The following is a 21,802-nucleotide window of genomic DNA, read 5'->3' on the forward strand; positions in this document are numbered from 1 at the left end:
TTTCTGTTATTTCCCGGGAAATGGTGCTAATTTTTGCAGTAAGTTGACATAATCATCTACTGTATCGACATCAGTATGTAAAATGGGATCTGTTATTTCAAATAAATATCCCAAATGTACGTTACGTTGAATGAGTTGGCGTGCTCCTGTATCTCCTTTTAATTCATACAGTCGTGGAAAAAAACGTGCATCGAATAAGATTGGCGGACTGATCGTACCACGATAGGTTGCTCCAATAAAAGCGAGCAACCTATGTGCATGATAATACTCAATCAATTGATTGATTAAATGGACTGAAATACATGGTTGGTCAGCCAATATAACAACAATTGCTATCGCTCCTCCTTTTTTCGCTTTATCTAATCCATATTTTAATGAAAAGGATTGCCCTTTATTCGACTGTGTACATGATAGTATTTTAACTTTCTTCCTATATTTCGCCCTTAATGCTTCTGGAAACCATTTCAGTAAATCGCCTTTTTTAGTTACGACAAATACTTCATCCAAATTTGATTGCAGAGCTGTTTCTAGTGCCATACTTCCGAGTGGTACTTTTCCTAATGAGGCAAGTAATTTGTTTTGTCCAAATCGGCTACTTTGACCTGCTGCTAAATAAATCCCGATGATCTTTTGCTGGTTCATGCGATAAAGCACCTCGCTTCACTCGAATTAGATCGGCGACGATACTAATCGCAATTTCTTCCGCTCCCTCTGCACCAATTGCTAATCCAACTGGAGATTGAATAAATGCTGGAATTTCTTTCCCATCTAATAATCTAGTTGTTCGCTTTCTAGGCCCTAAAATGCCAAAATATCGATATCGTTTTTTTGATAACAGTTTCTGGACTAATTGTTTATCCTTTTGAAAATCATGTGTCATAATAACGATCGAATCTGTGTAAGTAAATATAATATCTTCTAGTGAATCGTCATGGATAAAAATCGCTTTTGGAAATGTTTTTTCACACAATAATGTTGCCCGCCAATCCCAAATATGAACATTGAATCCAGTTTGCTCGGCAATAGTTGCAAGTGGACGAACGTCTGCCCCTGCTCCAAATATAAATAATCTTGAGTTTGGCTTGAAATGTTGGAAATATGTATGGCCAATTAATTTATTCGACCTTTTTTCTTGAAAAGAATCTTCATCAAATGAAGATTCAGAACCAAACATTTCATTTTTATTTTGAATATAATAATTCGTTGGAATGATAGAAGGAACTGTATGTAACGATTTAACCGCTATTACATCCATTCCCTCTTTTAACGTTTCATATACTTTTATTAAATGCTTGTGTTGATCGGATTCAAATTGTATTTTTTCTAATAGTATATGGACTTTTCCGTTACAACCGACTCCACGTCCCCAACCAAGATCATCTTCCGCACTCATATCATAAACGACTCGTTCGGAAAAGTATTGATCCTGTTGTAAAAGATGATTTGCCCTAATCTGTAAATCTTCTTCTAAACAGCCAACACTTATCATTCCAACTGTCTGCTCTTTTTTACTAAACAACATCATTGCCCCTTCTTTTCGGTAAGCAGATCCTTCGACATCGATAATGGTTGCAAGTACAACCGTTTCATCTGTTGAAGCAATTTCTCTTAAGATTTCATTACAATCATCCATAAGCTCTCCTCGCTCGTAATAATTCTTTGACAGACTCCTTTATTTCCTGATATCCAGTACAACGACAAATATTTGAATCAAGCCACTCATCCACTTCAACATCGTTTGCATTTGGTTCATTTTCAATTAGTGCATAACAATTTAGAACAAACCCCGGCGTACAGTATCCACATTGTAGTGCCCATTTTTGAATAAATTTGTCTTGAATCGTCGTATCCGTTAGCCCTTCAATCGTAGTAATGTGCTTATTACTAGCTTCTACCGCCAGCATATGACAAGCATTCAGCGGTTTTCCATCCATTAATATAGTACATGACCCACAATCACCATTGTTACAACCCGGTTTTGCTCCCGTCAATCCCAATTGTGCCCGTAATATATGTAAAAGGGTATCCGCATTTCGGACAAACACTTCTTTTTCCATTCCATTCACAGTCATTGATATTTCCTGTTTTGTCATGATGACACGGCCTCCATATTTTCTAGCATTTTCACTAGAGATGATTTAAGAACAAATTGACGATATTTACTAGATGCATGCATGTCATCTATTATTGATGCTGGTAGTAACTTAATCACTTTTTCTACCCTTTTATCAAATGATGTTTTATGATCGTTTACTTGTTTATCAATTTCCTTCGAGTGAAAAGGAAATTCATATAAACCACTAAATGCTACTTTTATATTCTCCTCCATTTGTAACGCAGCCAATGTTAAAATTGGATAGTTTACCTTTGATTGCTTCGTTTTCTTTTCATTAAAAAAGGCTTGATTTACTACCTTTTTATCTGTTAGTATTTGAACGATAAATTCTTCCTCTTTTAACCTTATTTTATCCTCCTCAAAAACAGTTGTGATTTTTTCCTTTTTTATGCCTTTTTTTGTTGCAATAGCTAGTTTACTATCTGCTAGTAAGAAGGGAAGAATTCCTTCCTTATAGGGCAAGTTACTCATTAAATTTCCACCTATCGTAATCTTATTCCGTTCTGTACGTGTAGCGATTAGCCGAATCACGCTTGAGAGTAGAGGAAAAAAGTTCGTTTCCACTAAATCAGTTAACGTCTTTGTAGCACCTATTACTAATTCTTCCGTATTTTCTTCCAATACATTACATGCCGGAATTGCTTTTAAGTCGATCACTACATCGGTCATTATTTCATTCATGCGTGCACGACTAATAAATTCAGTTCCACCACCATAGTACATGACCTTTTTTCCATTCGCTGTAAATTGCTCGAATAATTGAAGCGCCTCTTCAGCTGAGGATGGCTTCACATATTCAAAATCAAAATGAATCATTTTCCCCCTCCATTCACTGTTTGCCAAATGTACTCTGGTGTTAGTGGTAATTCATGCAGGCTTACTTGACTAGCTATCGATAAACTATTCGATAATGCGCCAGCCATTCCAATTACTCCATATTCACCAATACCACGTGCACCATATGGCCCATCAACTAGTGGAGTTTCAACAAAATCCACTAAATAGTCAGGTGCTTCACTAGCCCTTATCGTATCGTATGATCTAAGTTGTGGATTTAATACTACTCCATCTTGGTCAAACATAAATTGCTCTCTACTAGCCCAACTTAACCCTAAGTACATTCCGCTTCTCATCTGGCCTATTGCAGCTTTCGGATTTATTACTTGCCCAGCATCTAATACGGTTGCAGCTTTCAGTAGTTTATACGTATAATCTTTTGGGTCATATTCTATTTCTACAGCTTGTGCACCGACTGTCCATTGTGGACCTGGTTTTCCAAATCCAGTTTCAGGGTCAAGTGGTGTTAAATGACGGACAACATGTGAACCAGCACCAAGGATAAGTCCACCAACTGAATTTCCATTCGGATACTTATATGCTGTAGCTAAGTCTTTTATTTTCACATAAAACTCTGGACTATCTTTCATGTACACAAGTCCATTTCCAACTTCTAAATCTGCCGGCAGACATTTTAAAGCAACTGCTCCAACCTGTTTTAATTGAAAAATTGCATCCTCGGCCGCTGCCATCACTGCCCTCCCAGCTAAATAGGTTGTACTACTTGCGACTGTTTTCCATTGATGTGGATCATATTGGGTATTCACTTCCACAGTTATATGTATTTTTTTCATATCTAGCTGTAACTTTTCAGCCAGTATCTGCGTCAACACTGTCTTTGTTCCTTGCCCAATTTCGACTGCAGCACAATTTAAATTGACACTTCCATCTGTATTAAAAGTTAGTATCGTGCCTGCAGTTGCATTTGGTGGTGTACTCGATGTTTTCCAAAAGCTACTTATCCCTTTTGTCTTAATTTTGCCATCTCTCGTTATCGTTCTTTCTTCCCCAGTCCAATTAATTAACTGCTTTAATTTCCTTAAACATGCAGAAACATCTCCCAAATTACTTGCATTTAAATGCACTTGAGTTGGTGTCGTATCTCCTGGCTTTATTGCATTCATTAAACGTAGTTCAAGTGGATCAATCTTTAATTTTTTCGCTAATTGATCCATCGCCCTTTCCATGACAAAAGTTAATTCTGGATGTCCAAAACCACGGAAAGAAGTCGCATATGGTTGATTTGTATAAACACAATGCGAATCAGTATGCACATTTTCAATCTTAAAGGGACCTGTACAATCAACTGCACCAGCTTTACTCATCCCAGCTCCCATATCCGAATATGCACCGGTATTAAAATAATATTCATATTGAGCTGCTGTTAATTTACCAGCTCTCGTTGCCCCTAATTTCACCGTAGCTTCTAGTCCAAGATGAACAGGTGAGGTAACGAGATCCTCTTCTCTCGTATTTACAAGTCGCACCATCCTTCCCCCAACTGCACGGGATGCAAGAAAAGCGGTAAATTCAAGTTGTACACAACCTTTTCCACCAAAAGCACCCCCAACTAACGGTGTTTGTACGGAAATCTTTCCGGCATCTATGTTGAAAAATTCGCTAAGCATTTTTTGCACATAAAATGGTCCTTGTGTCGATGAGTAAATCATGACACGACCATCATGTAAAATTTCTGCACGGACAACTCTTGTTTCTAATGCAACATGGTCAGCGGGACCAAAAGAAAAATTTGCTTCTATTGTAATATCACTTTCTTCCCATCCTTTTTCCATATTGCCTTTTCGAATTTTTGTTAAGTTAGCAATATTTGTTTTAGGGATAGCATGAACACCTTCAACCATCGTTGTATATTTTCCCAAATGTTCGTGGATTAAAGAGGCATCCTTTTTGGCTGCTTCCCGAGGAGACTGTAAAATTGGTAGAGGCTCATATTGTACTTCAATTAAGCTAGCAGCATATTTCGCTAGATGCTCCTTATCGGCTACTACAACAGCAATTGGCTCACCAAAATATCTTACCTTTTCATAAGCAATTGGTGGACGATCCGCAAGCATTGGTCCAACCGGATAAGGAAAATCCTCACCAGTAATAATGGCGTGGACTCCGCTGACCTGTGCTGCCTTTTCAAGATTGATGTTTTTAATTTTTGCATGAGCATGGGTACTCGTATGTAATGCTGCTATTAATACACCTGGTTCCATGACATCATCTGTATATTTAACCCTTCCATACGCTTTATCTTCTATATCAACCCTTTGAATATCTTTTCCAACATAAGTAAAGTTCTTTTGGTTCATTTCATACATCCTTATTTTGGTATTTGCTACTATTAATTTCCCCCTATAAAAGGATATATATTCAATGGAACAAAAAAAACTTGCAAGCATATTTACAGCTTACAAGTTTTTATATAAAGATTGTTAAAACAAACCAAATGATCATAATAAATTGAAGGATGATTTTTGCGACGACGCCACTTAAAAAACCAGCTAAAGCACCAACTGCAGCGAGCATCGCTTCTTTTACAGGTCGTTTTTCTATTATTTCAAGACAAAAAACGATAAGAAGTGGCAAAAATATCATTCCAAAAGGTGGGTAGATGAAAGTTCCAATAATTACACCAATTATTGCTCCCCACTCACTTTTTTTCGTCCCACCAAACTTATATACGAAATAACGATTCGTTAATAAATCTGCTCCGACTAAAATGATAGTAAAAATGACCATTACTACCCAAAAAAGTACAGAGAGCTGCTCACTACTAATGAAAAAATGATACAAGAAAAAACCAATCCAAATAGCTACTACAGCCGGTACGATCGGAATAAATACTCCGACAAAACTAATTATAAATAAACAGATAATGATCGTCCAAATAATAATATTCAAATTTGTTTAAGCTCCTATATTTATTAACTCGCTTCTTTACGAAATAGTGTAGACAATTTTACTTCTTCTTTATTCACAATTCTTTTAAAATTTTCAGCATGTTTTATAAAGAACAGTACAGTAAAAAGACAAGCGACAAATGTAGGTGCCCTGCCAAAAGTATAAAGTGTATACGCAATAAAAGATAAGTACAACATCAAAGTTCCCGTAACAAAGTAGTTCGTTACAAAAGCAAATAATAATAATATAATAAGTCCCATTACTGCAAATTTCCAGTCAATATACAATAAAACACCGAATAAAGAGGCCGTCCCTTTTCCACCATTAAAACTCATTTGTAAAGGAAAGTTATGTCCAATTACAACAAATAATGCATTAACATATAAAAGTAAAATTTGCATTTCGAATAATACATTAAATTTATTTAATAAAGCTGCTACAATTAATAAGGATACAATCGCTTTAAAAACATCAATAAAAGCAACGATAAAACCATATTTCCACCCTAATAATAAAGTTGCATTGGAAGCTCCTGCATTCTTCATTCCATTTTTCTTTATATTAATCTTTTTATATTTACCGACTATTTGTGAACCATGAATACATCCGAACAAATAACCGATAATAACTATCATTAGAAGGTACATCTTTTTCCTCCTTTCTTCTCCTATTCTACTACACTCATGCCAATAAATGATAATTTTTTATTATTTCTTTACAAATAATGATCATAATAATGTATAAAAATAGCATTTATTTCAATAAAATTCAAGTAGCTAAATCAATAAATATCAGATGAATGATAAAAACCATAACGAAAAGTCTACCTTCAATGAATCCAACGTTAGCATGTTGGACTTATTAAAGATAGACTGTTCGTATAACGCTATTCATTCATATAAATGACAAGCGACTTGATGATCTTTTGACCGTGCTTCCATTACAGGCACTTTTTGTTTACAAACATCCATCGCAAATGGACATCTCGTATGGAACACACAACCAGATGGTGGATGTAATGGCGAAGGAAGTTCTCCTTTTAAAACAACTCTTTCTTTCTTCATCTTAGGATTTGGCAATGGTACCGCGGATAATAATGCTTGAGTATAAGGATGAAGGGCTGACTCAACTAATTCGTCTGTCCGTGCCTCCTCTACTAAATTGCCTAAATACATCACACCAATCCGATCCGATATATGCCTAACAACACTAATATCATGAGCAATAAACAAATACGTTAACTTCATTTCTTCTTGTAATTCTTGTAGTAAATTGATTACTTGCGATTGGATCGATACATCTAAAGCGGAAACAGGCTCATCGGCAATAATTATTTTAGGATTAACAATCAGTGCTCTTGCCAGACCAATTCGTTGTCGTTGTCCACCTGAAAGCTCATGTGGGTATCGGTAGTAGTGATCGATGCGCATACCGACCTTTTCCAAAATATCCATTACTAAATCTGTGCGGTCTCTTTTATTTCCAATCTGATGGATCGCTAACGGCTCTTCCAATGATTGACCAATCCGCTTTCGTGGATTCAAAGATGAATAGGGATCTTGAAAAACCATCTGTAATTCCTGACGCATTTTACGACTTTCTTTCCCACTTAATTGGAAAAGATCTTTATTTTTGTACATCGCTTTACCTTCTGTCGGTTCGATTAAGCGTAAAATGGTTCTTCCAGTCGTACTTTTTCCACAGCCTGATTCACCTACAAGCCCATATGTTTCTCCTTCAAATAATTGAAAGGAAACATTATTAACTGCTTTTACCATTCCTTTTTTTCCACCCAAATTTCCTAATGGCCCTTTTACTGGAAAATATTTTTTTAAACCTTGAATATCAAGTAAGGGGGTTTCTTGTTCTTTTCCTATTTTCACTATTTGTTGTTCAGACATATTGATCCTCCCTTTCTTGATCTTCCTCAGCAATTTTTTCCGCATGCCAACATCTTGCCTTTTGGCCATTTTTAAACTCACGTAATTCTGGCACTTTTTCAACACATAATTCATCAGCAAATGGGCAGCGGGTAGCAAAACGACAACCTTTTGGAATATTATCAAGGGCAGGGACAGTTCCTTCAATGACATGTAACTTCTCTGAGCGATCTCCATCAATTTGTGGTACAGACTTCATTAACCCTCTAGTATACGGATGTAACGGATTTTCGAAAACATCAACAACGTTAGCTTCTTCCACAATTTGACCGAGATACATAACGACGACACGTGTACAAATTTCAGCAACGACTCCTAGATCATGTGTAATAAAAATGACACCCATATTTAATTTTTTATTTATTTCAACAATGAGATCTAAAATTTGTGCTTGAATCGTTACGTCAAGCGCCGTAGTTGGCTCATCGGCGATTAATAATTGCGGTTCACATGATAAAGCAATGGCAATCATTACTCGCTGCCTCATCCCACCAGATAACTCATGGGGATATTCCTTCACTCGCTTTTCTGGAGCAGGAATTCCCGTCAATCTCAACATTTCAACTGCTTTTTCGTACGCTTCTTTCTTCGATACATTTTGATGGAGCAAAATCGATTCCGCAATTTGATGACCGATTGTAAAAACTGGATTAAGTGAACTAAGTGGGTCCTGGAAAATCATCGCAATATCATTTCCGCGAATGGATTGCATCTTCTCATCAGATAGTTCCAATAAATTCGTCCCTTTAAGTTTTATTTCACCATCATATTGAGCGAGTCGCTTTTCGTCAAAAAGCCTTAAGATTGACTGAGACGTCACACTTTTTCCACACCCTGATTCACCAACTACCCCTAATATCTCTCCTTCGTTCACATGGAAAGTAACGCCATCTACCGCAGTTACACGTCCTCGCTCCGTATGAAAGTGTGTCTTTAATTCATTTATTTCTAAAAGAGGTTGTTTCGGCATGTAATCACCCTAACTTTTTATTATTTCTTTCCTTGATTTGTATGTGGATCGATTAAATCACGAAGCCCGTCTCCTAATAAGTTCAATCCAAGAACAGATAAAACGATCATGATCCCAGGAAAAACAGTCATCCACCAAGCATTAAAAATAACTAATTTCCCATCATATAAAATATTTCCCCAACTTGGATCTGGGGCAGGAACCCCCGCTCCTAAAAAGCTTAAAGCAGCTTCGGTAATAATCGCGTCAGCAAAAATGAACGTTGCTTGAACGACGAGTGGCGATATCGTATTTGGCATCATATGTCCCCATATGATCCGCCATGTGCTAGCTCCTTGCGCTTTCATCGCTTCAATATACGTTTGCTCTCGAACAACGATAGCCGCCGAACGAATGACTCTAGCTACATGTGGTGTAAAAACGATACTTAAAGCAATAATTACATTTTTCGTATTTGGCCCAAGTGCCGCCATTAAAGCAATACCGAGTAAAATTGCTGGAATAGACATAAGTCCATCACAAATCCGCATTAAAATATGATCAAGAAATCGATAATAACTTGCATATAAACCAATAATCATGCCAAGTAGCGAAGTAATGGCGGCTACTGAAAATCCTACTCCCATCGTTACTTTCGAACCATGAATGATGCGAGATAATAAATCCCGTCCGAACTCATCCGTTCCAAGTAAATGTTCAGCACTTGGCGCTTGAAGTCTATCTTGTACAACCATTTCATACGGATCATGGGAAACGAGGAATGGCCCAATTAATGTTACGATCATTAAAAATAAAATCGTCATTCCACCAGTAACCATTAATTTGTTTGAGATTAATCGTTTAAAAAATAATTGTCTTTGTTCTTTTTTAAGTTTTTGTTTCACGCTGGTGAGTCCAACATTACTTTCAACTGTACCCATTTTCATCCCCCTTTTTTAGTCATTATCTAACCGGACTCGTGGATCAATTAATCCGTATAATAAATCAATCACTAGATTAATAAATACATAGGATAACGTGACAAACAATACAACACCTTGAATAACGGCATAATCACGACGTTCTACTGAGTTAATGATCAATTGGCCAATTCCAGGAATATTAAAAATCGTCTCCGTAACGACGGCACCAGCTATTAAAATTCCAAATGTTTGTCCAATAACGGTTAGAATCGGAAGAAAGGCATTACGTAGCGCATGTTTATAAACGATGCTCCTATTTTTTACCCCTTTTGCCTGAGCCGTTTTAATATAGTTTGTATTTAATACTTCTAACATAGAAGTTCTTGTCATCCGCGCTACAAGTGCAGCTTGTATTGCACCTAAAGAAATGGCAGGCATAATAAGATATTTTAGATGTGTAAAAAAACCTGCTTCCAAAGGTTGATATCCGGCTACTGGTAACCAGCCTAACTTTACTCCGAAAAATAAGATTAAAAATAAGCCAAGCAAAAAGCTAGGGATCGACATTCCTAAAAGCGAAACACCCATAATAGATTGATCAGCAACTGTACCACGACGATTCGCTGCTGCAATTCCTAATGGGATGGCAATGATGATCGTAATAATTTGTGCTAATATTGCTAAAGAAATCGTCGGTTTTAAATGCTCAATAATCGATGTAGTAACAGGTTCATTGGAGAAATAAGACGTGCCAAAGTCACCTTGAAACACCCCTAATATCCAACGAATATATTGTTCATACACAGGTAAATCTAGACCAAGTTGCTGCCGTAGTTCATCGATTTGTTCTTGGGATGCATCAATTCCTAAAATGATCGAAGCAGGGTCACCTGGAGTAATATGAATAAGTAAAAAAATTGCTATGGAAACGATAAATAAAACAGGGATAAGTGAAAGTATCCGTTTTATGATGTAGTTAAACAAAGGATAAACCTCCTTTTTACAGTTTTTTTCAAAAAGATATTAATCGTTTTCTACTCCGAACAAGAAAGTTTCAAAACGAATGACCAGTTGAAAGAGTTACGAGACATCTGTTTCTTTTCTCGCATAAGCAAACACTCTACGAACTGGCCAATGTCATATTCCACTAAAGAGAATCGTTTCATTTAATCTAGGAGATTGAGGCAAAAGTATTTCCACCAAATAAAAACCGGAACAATGGCAGCTGGATATAACTCGCTACGGAAATACACTCCGCTTTCCGCGGGCGGCTGGTGAGCCTCCCCAGGCTAACGCCTTCCGGAGTCTCTCCTAGGCCTTCTTCCCACAGGAGTCTACGTATATTTCCTCCGCTCAGATAATGCATTGTTCGTCTTTAGACTTAATCGTTTTAGATATGTCTAAGGCTCCTAGTAAACATTACTCCATTCTCTTTATCTATTTTTATAAACAGGCAATTTATCAATATATGGGAATAGGTCTGTTTTACACACGTCATATATTCGCTCCAGTTCTTGTACTGGGTTTGGATGCTCGTCTGCTCGAATATTAACAATTGCATAATCTAATTTGTCTACAACGTGTAAAGCAGCAGATTGGCGTCCCCGTTTATCACCACCAGCATTTTGTCCTGCATGAAGTGCTTCTAGTAATCGTTCTGGTAGATAATCGAGATTCGAATTTTCATATGTTTCTGCCATCACTTTCACTACTTCTTCCCCAACTAACATATTCCCTGCAACTACAAATTGGTCACCAAAGTAATGCCCTGCCCAAGGAACTGTGTCATTACCAGTATAACCGGCTGTTCTACCTTCGTTATCAACAATGGCTAATTGTCTTTTTTCATATTCCGCGTCTTCCCTTTTTACTCGTTCCATTACTTGTTCAGCAGTCATTCCTTGTTCTAAGTATTTTAGACCATCAATCCCAAAGTAAGGATTAAGTGCAGCTTGTGTTGCAATTGCCCCTACATTTGCTTTTACATATACCGCTAGTCCGCCTACCGCAGGACGAGCTGTACTTACCGCTATTCCGAGCATCCCAGTTTTTTTACAACGGGCTGTAATTGAAAATGTCATCGTAACTCTTCCTTTCTTTTTTAGTGTAATAAGAAAAGCCAAGGTGCTTGTAAGCTATTCCTTTACAAAGGCACCTAAGCTCATCTCACATATAAACTATTTATTATTCGTTACGTTCCAAAGAATCATCCGATCAGAATACTGGTAGTTTTCAACAGAAGTACGTGTCGCATCAACTCGATTATAGTCTCCAATTTTTGCTGCAGGCAGATAATCCCAGAACCATGCTTGTAATTCATCATAAACTGGTTTTGCATCTTCTAAAGTTGGTTGCGTTCTAAATTTCTCCATTAGCTCTGTTAATTCATCACTTTCTGTCCATCCAGAAATTTGTGTGTTTAAGAAATGGTGTGATGTAGGTTCAGGTTTATACCCGATCCAAACCATATTAATATCGTACGCTGTTTCATCTGTCATATTATCGAGTAATGTAGCCCAGTCATACACATCCAATTTTACCTTTACACCAATTGCTTCAAGTTCAGCTTGTAAAACAACCGCCGCATTATACATGAACTCATAGTCTCTGGAAGTCATGATCGTAATTTCTTCTCCGTTATAACCTGCTTCTTCAAAAAGTTGTTTTGCTTTTTCGGGATCATTTAAATTATATTTATCTTTCCCAATATCGCTATACCACTGCTCTTCCTGATGTGGCATCATCATATTGTGGTTTAATGTATAATACTTAGGATCTGAAAACGCTGCTGTCATCATCTCATCAATGTTAATTAATGTCGATAATGCTTCACGAGCTTTTACATCTGCGAAGGGACCAACCTTTTTGTTCGTAAACATAATTAACGTTCCAGCCCCTGGAATAATTTGGTTTTCAACATTCGGGTCATTCTCTAACTGATCTGCATTGTCGTACGGAATTTCGTGAGCAATATCATACTCTCCTGATACGATACCTGCGACTCTAGTCGATGAATCTGTTACAATTTCAAAATAAATATCATCAACTAACGCTTCTTTCTTACCATACAACCCATCTGCCTCATCTTCTAACCCTGTGTAGTCAGAAAACTTTGTAAGATGAATATGTTGGTCTTGTTTCCATTCTTCTAATGTAAAAGGTCCTGTTCCAATTAAATCTTCTTCTTTCACTGAAGTCTCATCTGCATTTTCGATTGATTCCTTAGGCATAATTGCTGCAAATGAAGATGAACCTTGTGAAATGGAGTTTAATGCAGTTGATAATGGCTGATCCATTTTTAAAACAACTGTATAATCATCCTCTGCTTCAAAAGTAGAATTTTCAAATTGACCACGACCGCCTGGGCCATCTTTCCATCTGTTCATGGAAGCAACAACGTCTTCTGCTTTCATTTCTTCACCGTTATGGAAAAGTACCCCTTCCCTTAAGTGGAAAGTGATCGTTTTGCCATCTTCACTTTGTTCATAAGATTCTGCAAGCATTGGCTTAATATTGTACTCCGAATCAGTAGTTAATAATGTTTCAAATACATGTCCCATTACTTCCGCTGTAATAATTGCTGCACTAACATGTGGATCAAGACTAGGTGGTTGAGCTGAATATGCTACTCGTAATTCACCACCAGTAACCGTCTCTCCTTCATTTTCCTTTCCTTCTTCTTGTTTAGTCGTATCCGAAGAACAAGCAACAAGGGCCATGATGACTAAAGATAAAAGTAAAATTCTAGCTGTTTTTGAAAAACTCATTCCAATATCCCCCCAAGTTTTTTTGTAAAGTGGCTCCATCTTCTCGCGTTACATTCTCTCATTCATTTTAATGATTTATTCTAAAACGAATATTCAGAAAAATCAATTACAAAAATGGAAAATCCTTTTTATGGTTATATCACCTTACATTTAAGTTATTTTTTTCCATTTGATTGCACAAATTTAGTTGTGCACCAGTAATTCACACAACAAATAGCAATCATTCACATTTCAATTTCTTTCCATCACCAACCATTCAAACTATTTTTAAAAATATATAAGGACTATATCACCCATACAAATCCCGACAATTTTTATCAAAATTTGCATATATGCTTGCCATTATACTATGTATAAAAATTAAGTCAATACTATTAACCGTTATAATTAATTTAATGCTTTATAAACCTTTATTCCTACTCTTAAAATGATAGATTAGTCACTGTAACTATATGGGCAGTACTCCCTTCATGAAGAAGCGAGAATGCGGAGTGCAAACGAGTAATGCGAGACTCAATACGAGAATGCGGAGTTCGAACGAATAATGCAGGACTCAAAACGGGAATGCGCAGTGCAAACAAATAATGCGAGACTCAAAACGGGAATGCGCAGTGCAAACAAATAATGCGAGATTCAATACGAGAATGCGCAGTGCAAACGAATAATGCGAGATTCAATACGAGAATGCGCAGTGCAAACAAATAATGCAGGACTCAAAACGGGAATGCGCAGTTCGAACAAATAATGCGAGACTCAAAACGGGAATGCGCAGTGCAAACAAATAATGCGAGATTCAATACGAGAATGCGGAGTTCGAACGAATAATGCAGGACTCAAAACGGGAATGCGCAGTTCGAACGAATAATGCGAGATTCAAAACGGGAATGCGCAGTTCGAACGAATAATGCAGGACTCAAAACGGGAATGCGCAGGGCAAATGAATAATGCGTGACTAAAAACGGGAATGCGCAGGGCAAACGAATAATGTGTGACTCAATACGAGAATGCACAGGGCAAACGAATAATGCGTGACTCAATACGAGAATGCGGAGCTCACGAATGGAGTGCTGAGTAGTGCGTTAGGAAAGACATAACTAATTTCGGACACATTATCAAGTATATTCAAATATAATTTCCTAGAGAGCAAAAAACAATTGGCTATCGTGTATATCACTATAGCCAATTCCTTTAACAAGTGTTTGGATATTGGAAAATTGAATGCATCCGTCTAATTTATCATTTTTTCATTTATGCTTGCTCAATCCGTTCGTTCTCCATGAATAAGTAGTCGTTGATAATTATGGCGGTAAGGGTGACATGTAAGTAACGTGGCTAAATCTTTATCTTGTTCGATTTCTAGTGAATCAGTCTCATCGGGATAAATCACTTTTTGATCATATACTTCATATGTAAGAGTTCCATCTAATGTATGAATATAAAAGATATCTCCTGAATATAGTTCATCGACGTTGCGAAACATCGCTTTTGTTCCCATCCCGCGATGTCCGGCTAAAACGGTATAAGTACTACTCCCACCAATTGGTAAGGAAGACCCTTCAACTTGTCCAATTCCTTTACTTAAAATTTCATCTGTTGCCCCTAAAAAGATTGGAATTACGAGTTTTAATTTTGGAATTTCAATTGCCGCAAACATATCTTCATATAGTCCGAGACATTCCTGGAATTGTTGTAACTTTTCCTCATTATCCCCGAACGGATCGCGAAAACCTTCACTGTCATAAAAAATATGTTCATTGCATTCTTGCGCCTTTGCCATTAATTGATCAAGTTCATCATCTGACATTTCTATATTATGAAAGTCTTCTACTTGTCCCTTTTGTAAATAACTATTCACCCATTGTGCAATATGCGGATAAAGTATAACGATTATTCCAAGAGAAAATATGACAATGATGGTTGATCTTTTTCTCATTGTCCTTCCCCTCGCTTTTTCATACGGCGATAGATGAAAAAGATGATGAGTAATAGCGCTAAAATAGAACCGACAAGATAGTAAAGAGTGTAATCATTTGACCTTACTTCCTCGGCCTGTTCTGGCACATATGGAACTCTATGCCCAGTGACTAACATTCGGTGAGAATTGATCATATATGGATCACATGTTAAAAGAGTCATTTTGTTTTGATCCTCTTCCATTGTTAACCATTCTGTTTCACTTGGCAAGACAATATCAATCGTATCTACTTCTATAGGTAGACGGAATAAATAAATAAAATCTGATTACTTATAGGGGAGCGTTTTTATGTCTAATAAAAGAAGTCGTTCTTTAAAAGAGAAAGTTGAAATATTGAATGCTTATGAATCCGAAAATCATTCCTTAAGTGAATTATGCGTTCTTTATTATGTGTATCCTAGTTCAATTATCGATTGGAGATATAAGTATGAAAAGCATGGAATAAAGGGGGGGCTAAAGGAATCTAAAACCTGGAAAAATACTCTAAAGAATTAAAATTAGCTGCCATAAGAGATTATGAATCTGGTAATTATTCTTTAAGAGAAGTGATTAGAATACATGATATTTCTGATACTAGGGTTTTGAGAGACTGGATTAAGAAGTATAATGGCCATAGAGAGATTACAGGTACGGCGAAAAGACTGAGTCAATCTATGGCTAAAGGAAGATCCACTACGTGGAAGGAAAAAATTGATATTGTTTATTATTGCTTATCTGTGGACAAGGATTATCAGGGAACAGCTGTTAAATATAAGGTATCTTACCAACAAGTATATCAATGGGTTAGAAAGTATGAAGTTGGTGGTATAGATGCATTAAAAGACAGACGCGGAAGAAATAAAACAGTGGAAAACACACTAAATAGAGAATTTTCAGCAGAAAATCCAAATCAGAAATGGGTAACGGATGTTACTGAATTTAAATATGGTAATTCAAAGAAAGTGTATTTAAGTGCTATTTTGGACCTATATGATAACACCATTGTCAGCTATGTAGTTGGTCATTCAGATAATAATCAACTTGTATTTGAAACATTCGATAATGCCATCAATACATTAGCAGCAACAAAGCCGTTGATCCATAGTGATCGTGGATAACTTCTTATCAATTTAAACGGAAAATTGATGAAGCAAAGATGACACAAAGTATGTCAAGGGTCGGAAAGTGTATTGATAATGGACCAATGGAGGCATTTTGGGGAATGATAAAATGCGAGAAGTATTATTTGAATAAATAGGATACTTTTGAAGAACTCGTAAAGGCAATAGATGAATACATGTATTTTTTCAATTACGAACGATTACAAGAAAGATTAAACGGCCTTAGCCCCATCGAATTTAGAGCTAAAGCCGCTTAAGCACATTTTTATTATTCCACTGTCTACTTGACAGGGAGCAGATCATGAAACAAGTGGTGTTTTTTCAAAATAGACTTACGAAGACAATTTTAATATTCAAAGCATTATAACTAATTATAATTTAGTAAATACTAGCTTAGATAATTAATTGTCTTCTAATCCAATTTTGATACCATGTACGAATTGATTTATTCGGTAAAGTGTTAATCTTCCTCAAGAATCCTTTTCAATTTATTATATTGCCTTTCCACATTGTACAAATCTCCAAACTCATCATAAAGCTGCATTAACATGAAATAGGAGTAATCCATATATGGGTACATTCTTTGTAGATGCAAGGCTTGCAATATTGCTTCTGTATAATTTTCTTGTTCGATTAAATAATCAATAATATCTTTGGACTTAGCTATATAAAGGACTCTTAATCTTTCTTGTTCATTTTCCTTCCATACATACGTTTCTTCCGCTAAATAATCCCCAGTATACAATTTCATTATTTCTTTACAATCGAAATATGTCTCTTTTGAAAGATTTTCTAATTGACCAAGACCACTTCCCCAGACCTCTACGTCATATTTTACATCATTACATTGTAATTCATAGCCATGGACAGTGCTTATAATATCAATATTTACACTAATTGCTTCTAATGTTTTTCTAATGTGGTAAATGGTACTGTATAAATTATCATATGCGTTATCAACCTTTAAATCAGACCATAATAATTCAATTAAAACATCTTTCCTAACAAATTCCTTATCATTTTGCACCAAGTAAACAAATAATTCCCTAGCTTTTGCTGTTCTCCATTTTACATTTTTCATTTCTTTCCCATTTTTTTGAAATGAAAGTATTTAAAGGTGCAAACAACATATTCATCCGTTTTGATTTCTTCGTTATTTTGATCTATAATACGATCCATTAATTGTTGGATTCGTGCTTTTTTAAATGGTTTTACAATATAATCTGTCACACCAATTTCAAATGCTTTCAAAGCATATTGTTTATAGGCGGTAACAAATACTATTTTACACTCTGGTAAAATTGACTTAATCTTCTTCGCTATCTCTATACCAGATACCCCGGGCATGCTTATATCAAGAAATACAAGTTCTGGGCTTTTCCGTTCAAATTCTTCCAAAACCACATGACCATCTGTATATTTACCTACAATTTCCACACCATTTACATCTTTTAGCAAATGTTCCAAATACTCAATCGATAATTTTTCATCGTCTTCGATAATCGTTCTAAGCAAGGTAATCAGTCCTATTCATTGGTGAATTTTATTAAATAGATTACTGTTTTATTCATTTACTTAAACCTTTAAGAGTTCATCTACTAGGAAATGACTTAATTTCGGATGAATATAGTACAATCCAACATGGATCATTTTGACCGCCTCTATAAAACTATCTCCACTCATATCTCTTAACAAATATCCGTGTACTCCGATTTTTAAGGCTTTCATCACAAAACTATCGTGAGTGTTTTCAGATAAAATTGCTAGTTTCGTATGCGGATAATCCTTCAAGATTTCATTTTCAATATCGATTTTATTACGATCAAAGATTGCTTTATCCACAATTAGAACATTAGGTTCATGTGTTTGAAGCATTTCACTAATATTCTTGTTCCCATTTCCAGTCGCTTTAACATGGATCAAGCGATCAGAATTTAATATTAACTTTATTCCTTCACGAAATATATTTGAGCTATCCATAACAACAACATTAATTTTATTGTTTTCCACAGACACCACATCCTTCCATTGCCAGTAAAGGTATTTTATTCCTCCTCTTTTCGCCCATAAAACAATAACACATCCACATATACAAAATAATAAACAAATAATGGCTAATAACTGAACAAATTGTGAATACTATATAAACAAGGGTTGATTTGCAGTAAAATTTTCTATAAGTAACGTTTGAATATTTTCTATCTCCATAAAAAACTTAACTTTCTTGATAAAACAATGGTAAAACTTGTTTGGTAAATTCCAATGTTATACATGGGTGACTTAAAAGATATTGTCAAATTACTTATTCTGTTTTAATCATTGATCAATCGGGTGGCACTATGTAAACACAATATAAAAAAGGCGCTTTTCCATTTCTTTTCTATCAAAAGTAATTAATCAAATCCTTTTGCAATTAAATAACACGTATCGTGCGATTAGTTTGCAATAAAAAATATTGCACGTATTGTACCAAACCCATTTTCGAATCACTTTCGGTGTTAAAATAACTATAGGTGAAGGTGATGGTACTATTCGGAAATCGTTTACGATATTTAAGAAAACGATCAAATTTAACGCAAGAACGTTTGGGGAAAGTATTAAATGTTAGTACTAGTACGATTGGAATGTATGAAAGGGGTTCCCGTGAACCAGGATATAAATTGCTTGTTGAAATAGCTAACTATTTTAACGTGTCTATTGATTATTTGCTTGGTAATAGTGATAGTCCTATCATCAAGGAGAAGCAGGAACCGTATCCTACTCTTTCGAAACACGATGAACAAATCTTACACTTACAGCAGGAATTTCCTGAACTTTTTCAAGGGATTAGAAATGCTAAAAGATCTGAGTTAGTTAAAATGACACAGATTATGAAGATTCTCCAAGAAAACTAACAATTGCTGTAAGCTGAATGATTTAATTTGCCACTATTTTAAAGTGGCATCTTTAAAATGTCAATACATACTTATACTTACTAAATATGGGATCTTAATGACTAGCGTATATTTTCAAAATTGTTTTCCGTTTAAATTAATGACAAATAAGTAAGGGGCATGTAGAGTAATTAAACCTTCTACATGCCCCTTTTTTGCGGGTAGATATCTTTCTTCATAGATTTCCTTTTACAGCTTTATTGTTGTTTGTTGACTCTTCTTTATTTTCCTCCACTAATGGATCAACCGTATGCTTATACCCATATCCTTTACTAATTGTTAGTAACGATAAAAGTAAAATTCCTACTGTCAATAAAATACCAATGATCAATGCGGACATTGCCACTTTTATACACCTAACCTTTTTAAAATATTATTAGTATCGTACTTCACCTATACGCCTATGTCTATAGAGTACACTTATCCATCTTCTCCAATAATACGAACTTCACGTTCTAAGCTTACTCCATATTTTTCTTTGACCACTTGTTGGACATATTCAATTAACGTAATATATTCTTTCGCGGATGCCTCGTCTTTATTAATAATGAATCCCGCATGCTTTAACGAAACTTGCGCACCACCTATTTGTTTCCCTTGAAGCCCACTATCTTGTATCAATTTCCCAGCAAAATATCCTGGGGGGCGTTTAAAGACACTTCCACAAGTTGGATATTCAAGCGGTTGTTTTGACTCACGTTTATAGGTCAAATCATGCATAACGGCTTTAATTTGCTTAAAATCTCCTACTTCCAAGCCAAACTCTGCTTCTAGTACGATATAACCGTTTGTTGGAATATTACTTGTGCGATAAGATAAATCTAAATCCTTCGCTTCCATCACTTTTAGTTCCCCATCACGATCGACAATTTTTGCACGAAGAAGAACATCTTTAATTTCTCCACCATAAGCACCTGCATTCATAAATAAGGCGCCCCCAACGGAACCAGGGATGCCACATGCAAATTCAAGACCTGTTAAATGATTGGTAAGTGCCTGTTTTGATACATTTGCAATCAGGGCACCACTTCCCGCAATTATTTTCGTTCCTTCAACAGTTATAGCTGCTAACTTCCCTAAATACATGACAATTCCACGAATACCGCCATCTTTAATTATTAAATTGGAACCATTCCCTAGCAAAGTAAACGGGACTTTTTCCTGATTCGCCAGTTTTACAACATGTTGTACCTGTTCATATGTCACAGGAGTAACAAAATAATCGGCATTTCCACCTAAGCGAGTATAAGTGTGATTTTTTAATGGTTTATTTTGAACAATATTTTCTTTCGATACGATCGATGCTAGCTGGTCATACATCCTCACAAAAATCATTCCTTTATTCGTTACAACACACGGCTCTAAAACGAGTCGATGTTACTATACAGAAAAAAATACTCTCTTCTTATCTGCTAAACTTATTATATTAAAATATCTTTCATTTGTCTTTGTATAGCCTAAATAATTTGTTTAATCGGATGGAAGGTTGGTTCTTTATTCGTAAACGTAGTAATATATTCAAATCCGATCGATTCTAACAATTGAAGTGTCTCTTTAAATCGGTGTGCAACATGTTCTGCTTCATGTGCATCTGACCCAATCGTTAAGATCTCACCACCACACTCTTTATACAATGTCAAAATATCTGCACTTGGCATGGCACTTCCTAGTCCATAAGCAAAACCTGAAGTATTCACTTCAATTCCTTTTCCTTTAGGAATAATTGTTTGAAAAATTTCTCGAATAATCTCATGGAAATTTTCATTACTATTCAACTTTTTATACCGTTTCACTAAATCTAAATGCCCTAAAATACTATATTGATCATAATTTTGTACACAATTTAAAAGCTCTTCATAATATAATTGATATGCAGCTTCAGCCGATCTATTATGAAAAAATTCACCATGGTGTAAATTTTTCCGATCTGTGGCATGCATCGAACAAATAATAAAATCAAAATTTTCTTCTAATACAAGCTTTTCACAACGGTCAAGTACATGTGGCTGAACGCCAATTTCAATTCCTTTTTTGATGGAAATTTCACCTTCATACTTTGCTTGCATTGCTTTTATTTCCTTGTCATAACCAGCCAAATCGGGTTTAAATTGGATCGTTGGATCAGGATAATCATAGTCTACATGTTCGGTAAAACAAATTTCCTTTAACCCTTTTCGAATTGCTGATTGAATGGTATGCTCCATCGGTGTCGAACAATCCCCTGAAAAATTACTATGCATATGATAATCAAACAACATTTATTCCCCCTGTTTGTAATTGACTTTTCCTTCGTATACTATTACAATATAAACTATCAATCACTTTATTGTAGTAAAGAGATAAAGCGATGAA

25 protein-coding genes and 1 pseudogene are annotated in these 21,802 nt (G+C 35.7%); 5 read left to right on the forward strand and 21 right to left on the reverse strand.

All coding sequences use genetic code 11. The features are described from left to right. Positions 1-6 precede the first annotated feature (6 nt). The 15 genes from DFR56_RS11855 to DFR56_RS11925 form a co-directional block, all read right to left on the reverse strand. A complete protein-coding gene (locus DFR56_RS11855) occupies positions 7-642 on the reverse strand; it encodes a nucleotidyltransferase family protein (RefSeq protein WP_110395658.1) in 636 nt (211 codons plus the stop codon). Further along, positions 593-1,633 (reverse strand): XdhC family protein, encoded by a 1,041-nt coding sequence (locus tag DFR56_RS11860; RefSeq protein ID WP_110395659.1) that lies wholly within the window; start codon positions 1,631-1,633, stop codon positions 593-595. The genes DFR56_RS11855 and DFR56_RS11860 overlap by 50 nt, the downstream gene beginning before the upstream one ends. Further along, on the reverse strand, positions 1,626-2,093 hold the full coding sequence (locus tag DFR56_RS11865) for a (2Fe-2S)-binding protein (protein ID WP_170124502.1): 468 nt from the start codon (positions 2,091-2,093) through the stop codon (positions 1,626-1,628). Before DFR56_RS11865 ends, DFR56_RS11860 begins: the two co-directional genes overlap by 8 nt. Beyond that, positions 2,090-2,932 carry an FAD binding domain-containing protein gene (locus DFR56_RS11870; RefSeq protein WP_110395660.1) on the reverse strand — a complete coding sequence of 281 codons (843 nt, stop codon included), beginning with the start codon at positions 2,930-2,932 and terminating at the stop codon, positions 2,090-2,092. The genes DFR56_RS11865 and DFR56_RS11870 overlap by 4 nt, the downstream gene beginning before the upstream one ends. After that, positions 2,929-5,271 carry a xanthine dehydrogenase family protein molybdopterin-binding subunit gene (locus tag DFR56_RS11875; protein ID WP_211320626.1) on the reverse strand — a complete coding sequence of 781 codons (2,343 nt, stop codon included), beginning with the start codon at positions 5,269-5,271 and terminating at the stop codon, positions 2,929-2,931. The genes DFR56_RS11870 and DFR56_RS11875 overlap by 4 nt, the downstream gene beginning before the upstream one ends. Positions 5,272-5,380: 109 nt before the next feature. Further along, positions 5,381-5,863 (reverse strand): DUF456 domain-containing protein, encoded by a 483-nt coding sequence (locus tag DFR56_RS11880; RefSeq protein WP_110395662.1) that lies wholly within the window; start codon positions 5,861-5,863, stop codon positions 5,381-5,383. Positions 5,864-5,886: 23 nt separating this feature from the next. Next, a complete protein-coding gene (locus DFR56_RS11885; protein ID WP_110395663.1) occupies positions 5,887-6,510 on the reverse strand; it encodes a glycerol-3-phosphate acyltransferase in 624 nt (207 codons plus the stop codon). 243 nt (positions 6,511-6,753) lie between these two features. Continuing rightward, positions 6,754-7,764: an ABC transporter ATP-binding protein gene (locus tag DFR56_RS11890; RefSeq protein ID WP_110395664.1), complete on the reverse strand. Its 1,011-nt coding sequence runs from the start codon at positions 7,762-7,764 to the stop codon at positions 6,754-6,756. After that, positions 7,757-8,773, reverse strand: a complete 1,017-nt coding sequence (locus DFR56_RS11895) for an ABC transporter ATP-binding protein (protein WP_110395665.1) — start codon at positions 8,771-8,773, stop codon at positions 7,757-7,759. Before DFR56_RS11895 ends, DFR56_RS11890 begins: the two co-directional genes overlap by 8 nt. A 20-nt stretch (positions 8,774-8,793) precedes the next feature. After that, a complete protein-coding gene (locus DFR56_RS11900; protein ID WP_110395666.1) occupies positions 8,794-9,693 on the reverse strand; it encodes an ABC transporter permease in 900 nt (299 codons plus the stop codon). 15 nt (positions 9,694-9,708) lie between these two features. Then, complete coding sequence (locus DFR56_RS11905) at positions 9,709-10,659, reverse strand: ABC transporter permease (RefSeq protein ID WP_110395667.1); 951 nt, start codon at positions 10,657-10,659, stop codon at positions 9,709-9,711. Between the two features lie 449 nt (positions 10,660-11,108). Beyond that, a complete protein-coding gene (locus tag DFR56_RS11910; RefSeq protein ID WP_110395668.1) occupies positions 11,109-11,756 on the reverse strand; it encodes a DUF1028 domain-containing protein in 648 nt (215 codons plus the stop codon). A gap of 96 nt (positions 11,757-11,852) precedes the next feature. Then, the gene (locus DFR56_RS11915; protein ID WP_244916500.1) at positions 11,853-13,442 is read right to left on the reverse strand and encodes an ABC transporter substrate-binding protein; all 1,590 of its coding nucleotides are present in this window, start codon (positions 13,440-13,442) and stop codon (positions 11,853-11,855) included. Positions 13,443-14,700: 1,258 nt separating this feature from the next. Further along, positions 14,701-15,375: a class C sortase gene (locus DFR56_RS11920; protein WP_110395669.1), complete on the reverse strand. Its 675-nt coding sequence runs from the start codon at positions 15,373-15,375 to the stop codon at positions 14,701-14,703. Continuing rightward, positions 15,372-15,674: a sortase gene (locus DFR56_RS11925; protein WP_110395670.1), complete on the reverse strand. Its 303-nt coding sequence runs from the start codon at positions 15,672-15,674 to the stop codon at positions 15,372-15,374. The genes DFR56_RS11920 and DFR56_RS11925 overlap by 4 nt, the downstream gene beginning before the upstream one ends. 31 nt (positions 15,675-15,705) lie before the next feature. Between DFR56_RS11925 and DFR56_RS24000 the strand changes: the two genes are divergently transcribed. The 4 genes and pseudogenes from DFR56_RS24000 to DFR56_RS24015 all read left to right on the forward strand — a co-directional run bounded on the left by DFR56_RS24000 (position 15,706) and on the right by DFR56_RS24015 (position 16,774). Beyond that, on the forward strand, positions 15,706-15,912 hold the full coding sequence (locus DFR56_RS24000; protein ID WP_110395671.1) for a hypothetical protein: 207 nt from the start codon (positions 15,706-15,708) through the stop codon (positions 15,910-15,912). Positions 15,913-15,923: 11 nt separating this feature from the next. Continuing rightward, positions 15,924-16,022 (forward strand): annotated as a pseudogene (locus tag DFR56_RS24005) (hypothetical protein); the annotation flags it as partial. A 48-nt stretch (positions 16,023-16,070) separates the two neighbouring features. Beyond that, complete coding sequence (locus DFR56_RS24010) at positions 16,071-16,514, forward strand: helix-turn-helix domain-containing protein (protein ID WP_377723367.1); 444 nt, start codon at positions 16,071-16,073, stop codon at positions 16,512-16,514. A gap of 179 nt (positions 16,515-16,693) precedes the next feature. Then, the gene (locus DFR56_RS24015) at positions 16,694-16,774 is read left to right on the forward strand and encodes a hypothetical protein (protein ID WP_465269905.1); all 81 of its coding nucleotides are present in this window, start codon (positions 16,694-16,696) and stop codon (positions 16,772-16,774) included. A gap of 203 nt (positions 16,775-16,977) precedes the next feature. Here the strand turns inward: DFR56_RS24015 and DFR56_RS11945 are convergent, their stop codons facing one another. Genes DFR56_RS11945 through DFR56_RS11955 form a run of 3 tightly spaced genes read right to left on the reverse strand, consistent with a single transcriptional unit; the run spans position 16,978 to position 18,527 of the window. Beyond that, entirely contained in the window at positions 16,978-17,598 is a 621-nt protein-coding gene (locus DFR56_RS11945) for an AfsR/SARP family transcriptional regulator (RefSeq protein ID WP_110395674.1), read from the reverse strand. Beyond that, positions 17,595-18,032, reverse strand: a complete 438-nt coding sequence (locus DFR56_RS11950) for a LytR/AlgR family response regulator transcription factor (protein ID WP_158525618.1) — start codon at positions 18,030-18,032, stop codon at positions 17,595-17,597. The genes DFR56_RS11945 and DFR56_RS11950 overlap by 4 nt, the downstream gene beginning before the upstream one ends. 60 nt (positions 18,033-18,092) lie before the next feature. Further along, positions 18,093-18,527, reverse strand: coding sequence for a response regulator (locus tag DFR56_RS11955; protein WP_110395676.1), 435 nt, complete (start codon positions 18,525-18,527; stop codon positions 18,093-18,095). 512 nt (positions 18,528-19,039) lie between these two features. Here DFR56_RS11955 and DFR56_RS11960 point away from each other — a divergent pair. After that, on the forward strand, positions 19,040-19,411 hold the full coding sequence (locus DFR56_RS11960; RefSeq protein WP_110395677.1) for a helix-turn-helix domain-containing protein: 372 nt from the start codon (positions 19,040-19,042) through the stop codon (positions 19,409-19,411). Positions 19,412-19,625: 214 nt separating this feature from the next. On the opposite strand, the gene ytzI is transcribed toward DFR56_RS11960, so the two are convergent. From ytzI to DFR56_RS11975, 3 genes are all read right to left on the reverse strand, one after another. Continuing rightward, a complete protein-coding gene (gene ytzI / locus DFR56_RS11965; protein ID WP_110395797.1) occupies positions 19,626-19,790 on the reverse strand; it encodes a YtzI protein in 165 nt (54 codons plus the stop codon). A gap of 80 nt (positions 19,791-19,870) precedes the next feature. Continuing rightward, entirely contained in the window at positions 19,871-20,770 is a 900-nt protein-coding gene (murB, locus tag DFR56_RS11970; RefSeq protein ID WP_377725648.1) for a UDP-N-acetylmuramate dehydrogenase, read from the reverse strand. Between the two features lie 137 nt (positions 20,771-20,907). Beyond that, complete coding sequence (locus DFR56_RS11975; RefSeq protein WP_342353160.1) at positions 20,908-21,708, reverse strand: histidinol-phosphatase HisJ family protein; 801 nt, start codon at positions 21,706-21,708, stop codon at positions 20,908-20,910. Between the last annotated feature and the right edge of the window lie 94 nt (positions 21,709-21,802).

Source organism: Pseudogracilibacillus auburnensis, assembly GCF_003201975.1.
GTDB classification, from domain to species: Bacteria; Bacillota; Bacilli; order Bacillales; family Amphibacillaceae; genus Pseudogracilibacillus; species Pseudogracilibacillus auburnensis.

Coding starts and splice junctions, on each gene's coding strand:
- DFR56_RS11900 (WP_110395666.1), bottom strand. CDS start 9,693: ATGGGTACAGTTGAAAGTAATGTTGGACTCACCAGCGTGAAACAAAAA.
- DFR56_RS11920 (WP_110395669.1), bottom strand. CDS start 15,375: ATGAGAAAAAGATCAACCATCATTGTCATATTTTCTCTTGGAATAATC.
- DFR56_RS11960 (WP_110395677.1), top strand. CDS start 19,040: ATGGTACTATTCGGAAATCGTTTACGATATTTAAGAAAACGATCAAAT.
- DFR56_RS11870 (WP_110395660.1), bottom strand. CDS start 2,932: ATGATTCATTTTGATTTTGAATATGTGAAGCCATCCTCAGCTGAAGAG.
- DFR56_RS11875 (WP_211320626.1), bottom strand. CDS start 5,271: ATGAACCAAAAGAACTTTACTTATGTTGGAAAAGATATTCAAAGGGTT.
- DFR56_RS24015 (WP_465269905.1), top strand. CDS start 16,694: ATGTATTTTTTCAATTACGAACGATTACAAGAAAGATTAAACGGCCTT.
- DFR56_RS11860 (WP_110395659.1), bottom strand. CDS start 1,633: ATGGATGATTGTAATGAAATCTTAAGAGAAATTGCTTCAACAGATGAA.
- DFR56_RS11975 (WP_342353160.1), bottom strand. CDS start 21,708: ATGTTGTTTGATTATCATATGCATAGTAATTTTTCAGGGGATTGTTCG.
- DFR56_RS24010 (WP_377723367.1), top strand. CDS start 16,071: ATGGCTAAAGGAAGATCCACTACGTGGAAGGAAAAAATTGATATTGTT.
- DFR56_RS11885 (WP_110395663.1), bottom strand. CDS start 6,510: ATGTACCTTCTAATGATAGTTATTATCGGTTATTTGTTCGGATGTATT.
- DFR56_RS11910 (WP_110395668.1), bottom strand. CDS start 11,756: ATGACATTTTCAATTACAGCCCGTTGTAAAAAAACTGGGATGCTCGGA.
- DFR56_RS11890 (WP_110395664.1), bottom strand. CDS start 7,764: ATGTCTGAACAACAAATAGTGAAAATAGGAAAAGAACAAGAAACCCCC.
- DFR56_RS11895 (WP_110395665.1), bottom strand. CDS start 8,773: ATGCCGAAACAACCTCTTTTAGAAATAAATGAATTAAAGACACACTTT.
- murB (WP_377725648.1), bottom strand. CDS start 20,770: ATGTATGACCAGCTAGCATCGATCGTATCGAAAGAAAATATTGTTCAA.
- DFR56_RS24000 (WP_110395671.1), top strand. CDS start 15,706: ATGTCTAATAAAAGAAGTCGTTCTTTAAAAGAGAAAGTTGAAATATTG.
- DFR56_RS11945 (WP_110395674.1), bottom strand. CDS start 17,598: ATGAAAAATGTAAAATGGAGAACAGCAAAAGCTAGGGAATTATTTGTT.
- DFR56_RS11855 (WP_110395658.1), bottom strand. CDS start 642: ATGAACCAGCAAAAGATCATCGGGATTTATTTAGCAGCAGGTCAAAGT.
- DFR56_RS11915 (WP_244916500.1), bottom strand. CDS start 13,442: ATGAGTTTTTCAAAAACAGCTAGAATTTTACTTTTATCTTTAGTCATC.
- ytzI (WP_110395797.1), bottom strand. CDS start 19,790: ATGTCCGCATTGATCATTGGTATTTTATTGACAGTAGGAATTTTACTT.
- DFR56_RS11865 (WP_170124502.1), bottom strand. CDS start 2,093: ATGACAAAACAGGAAATATCAATGACTGTGAATGGAATGGAAAAAGAA.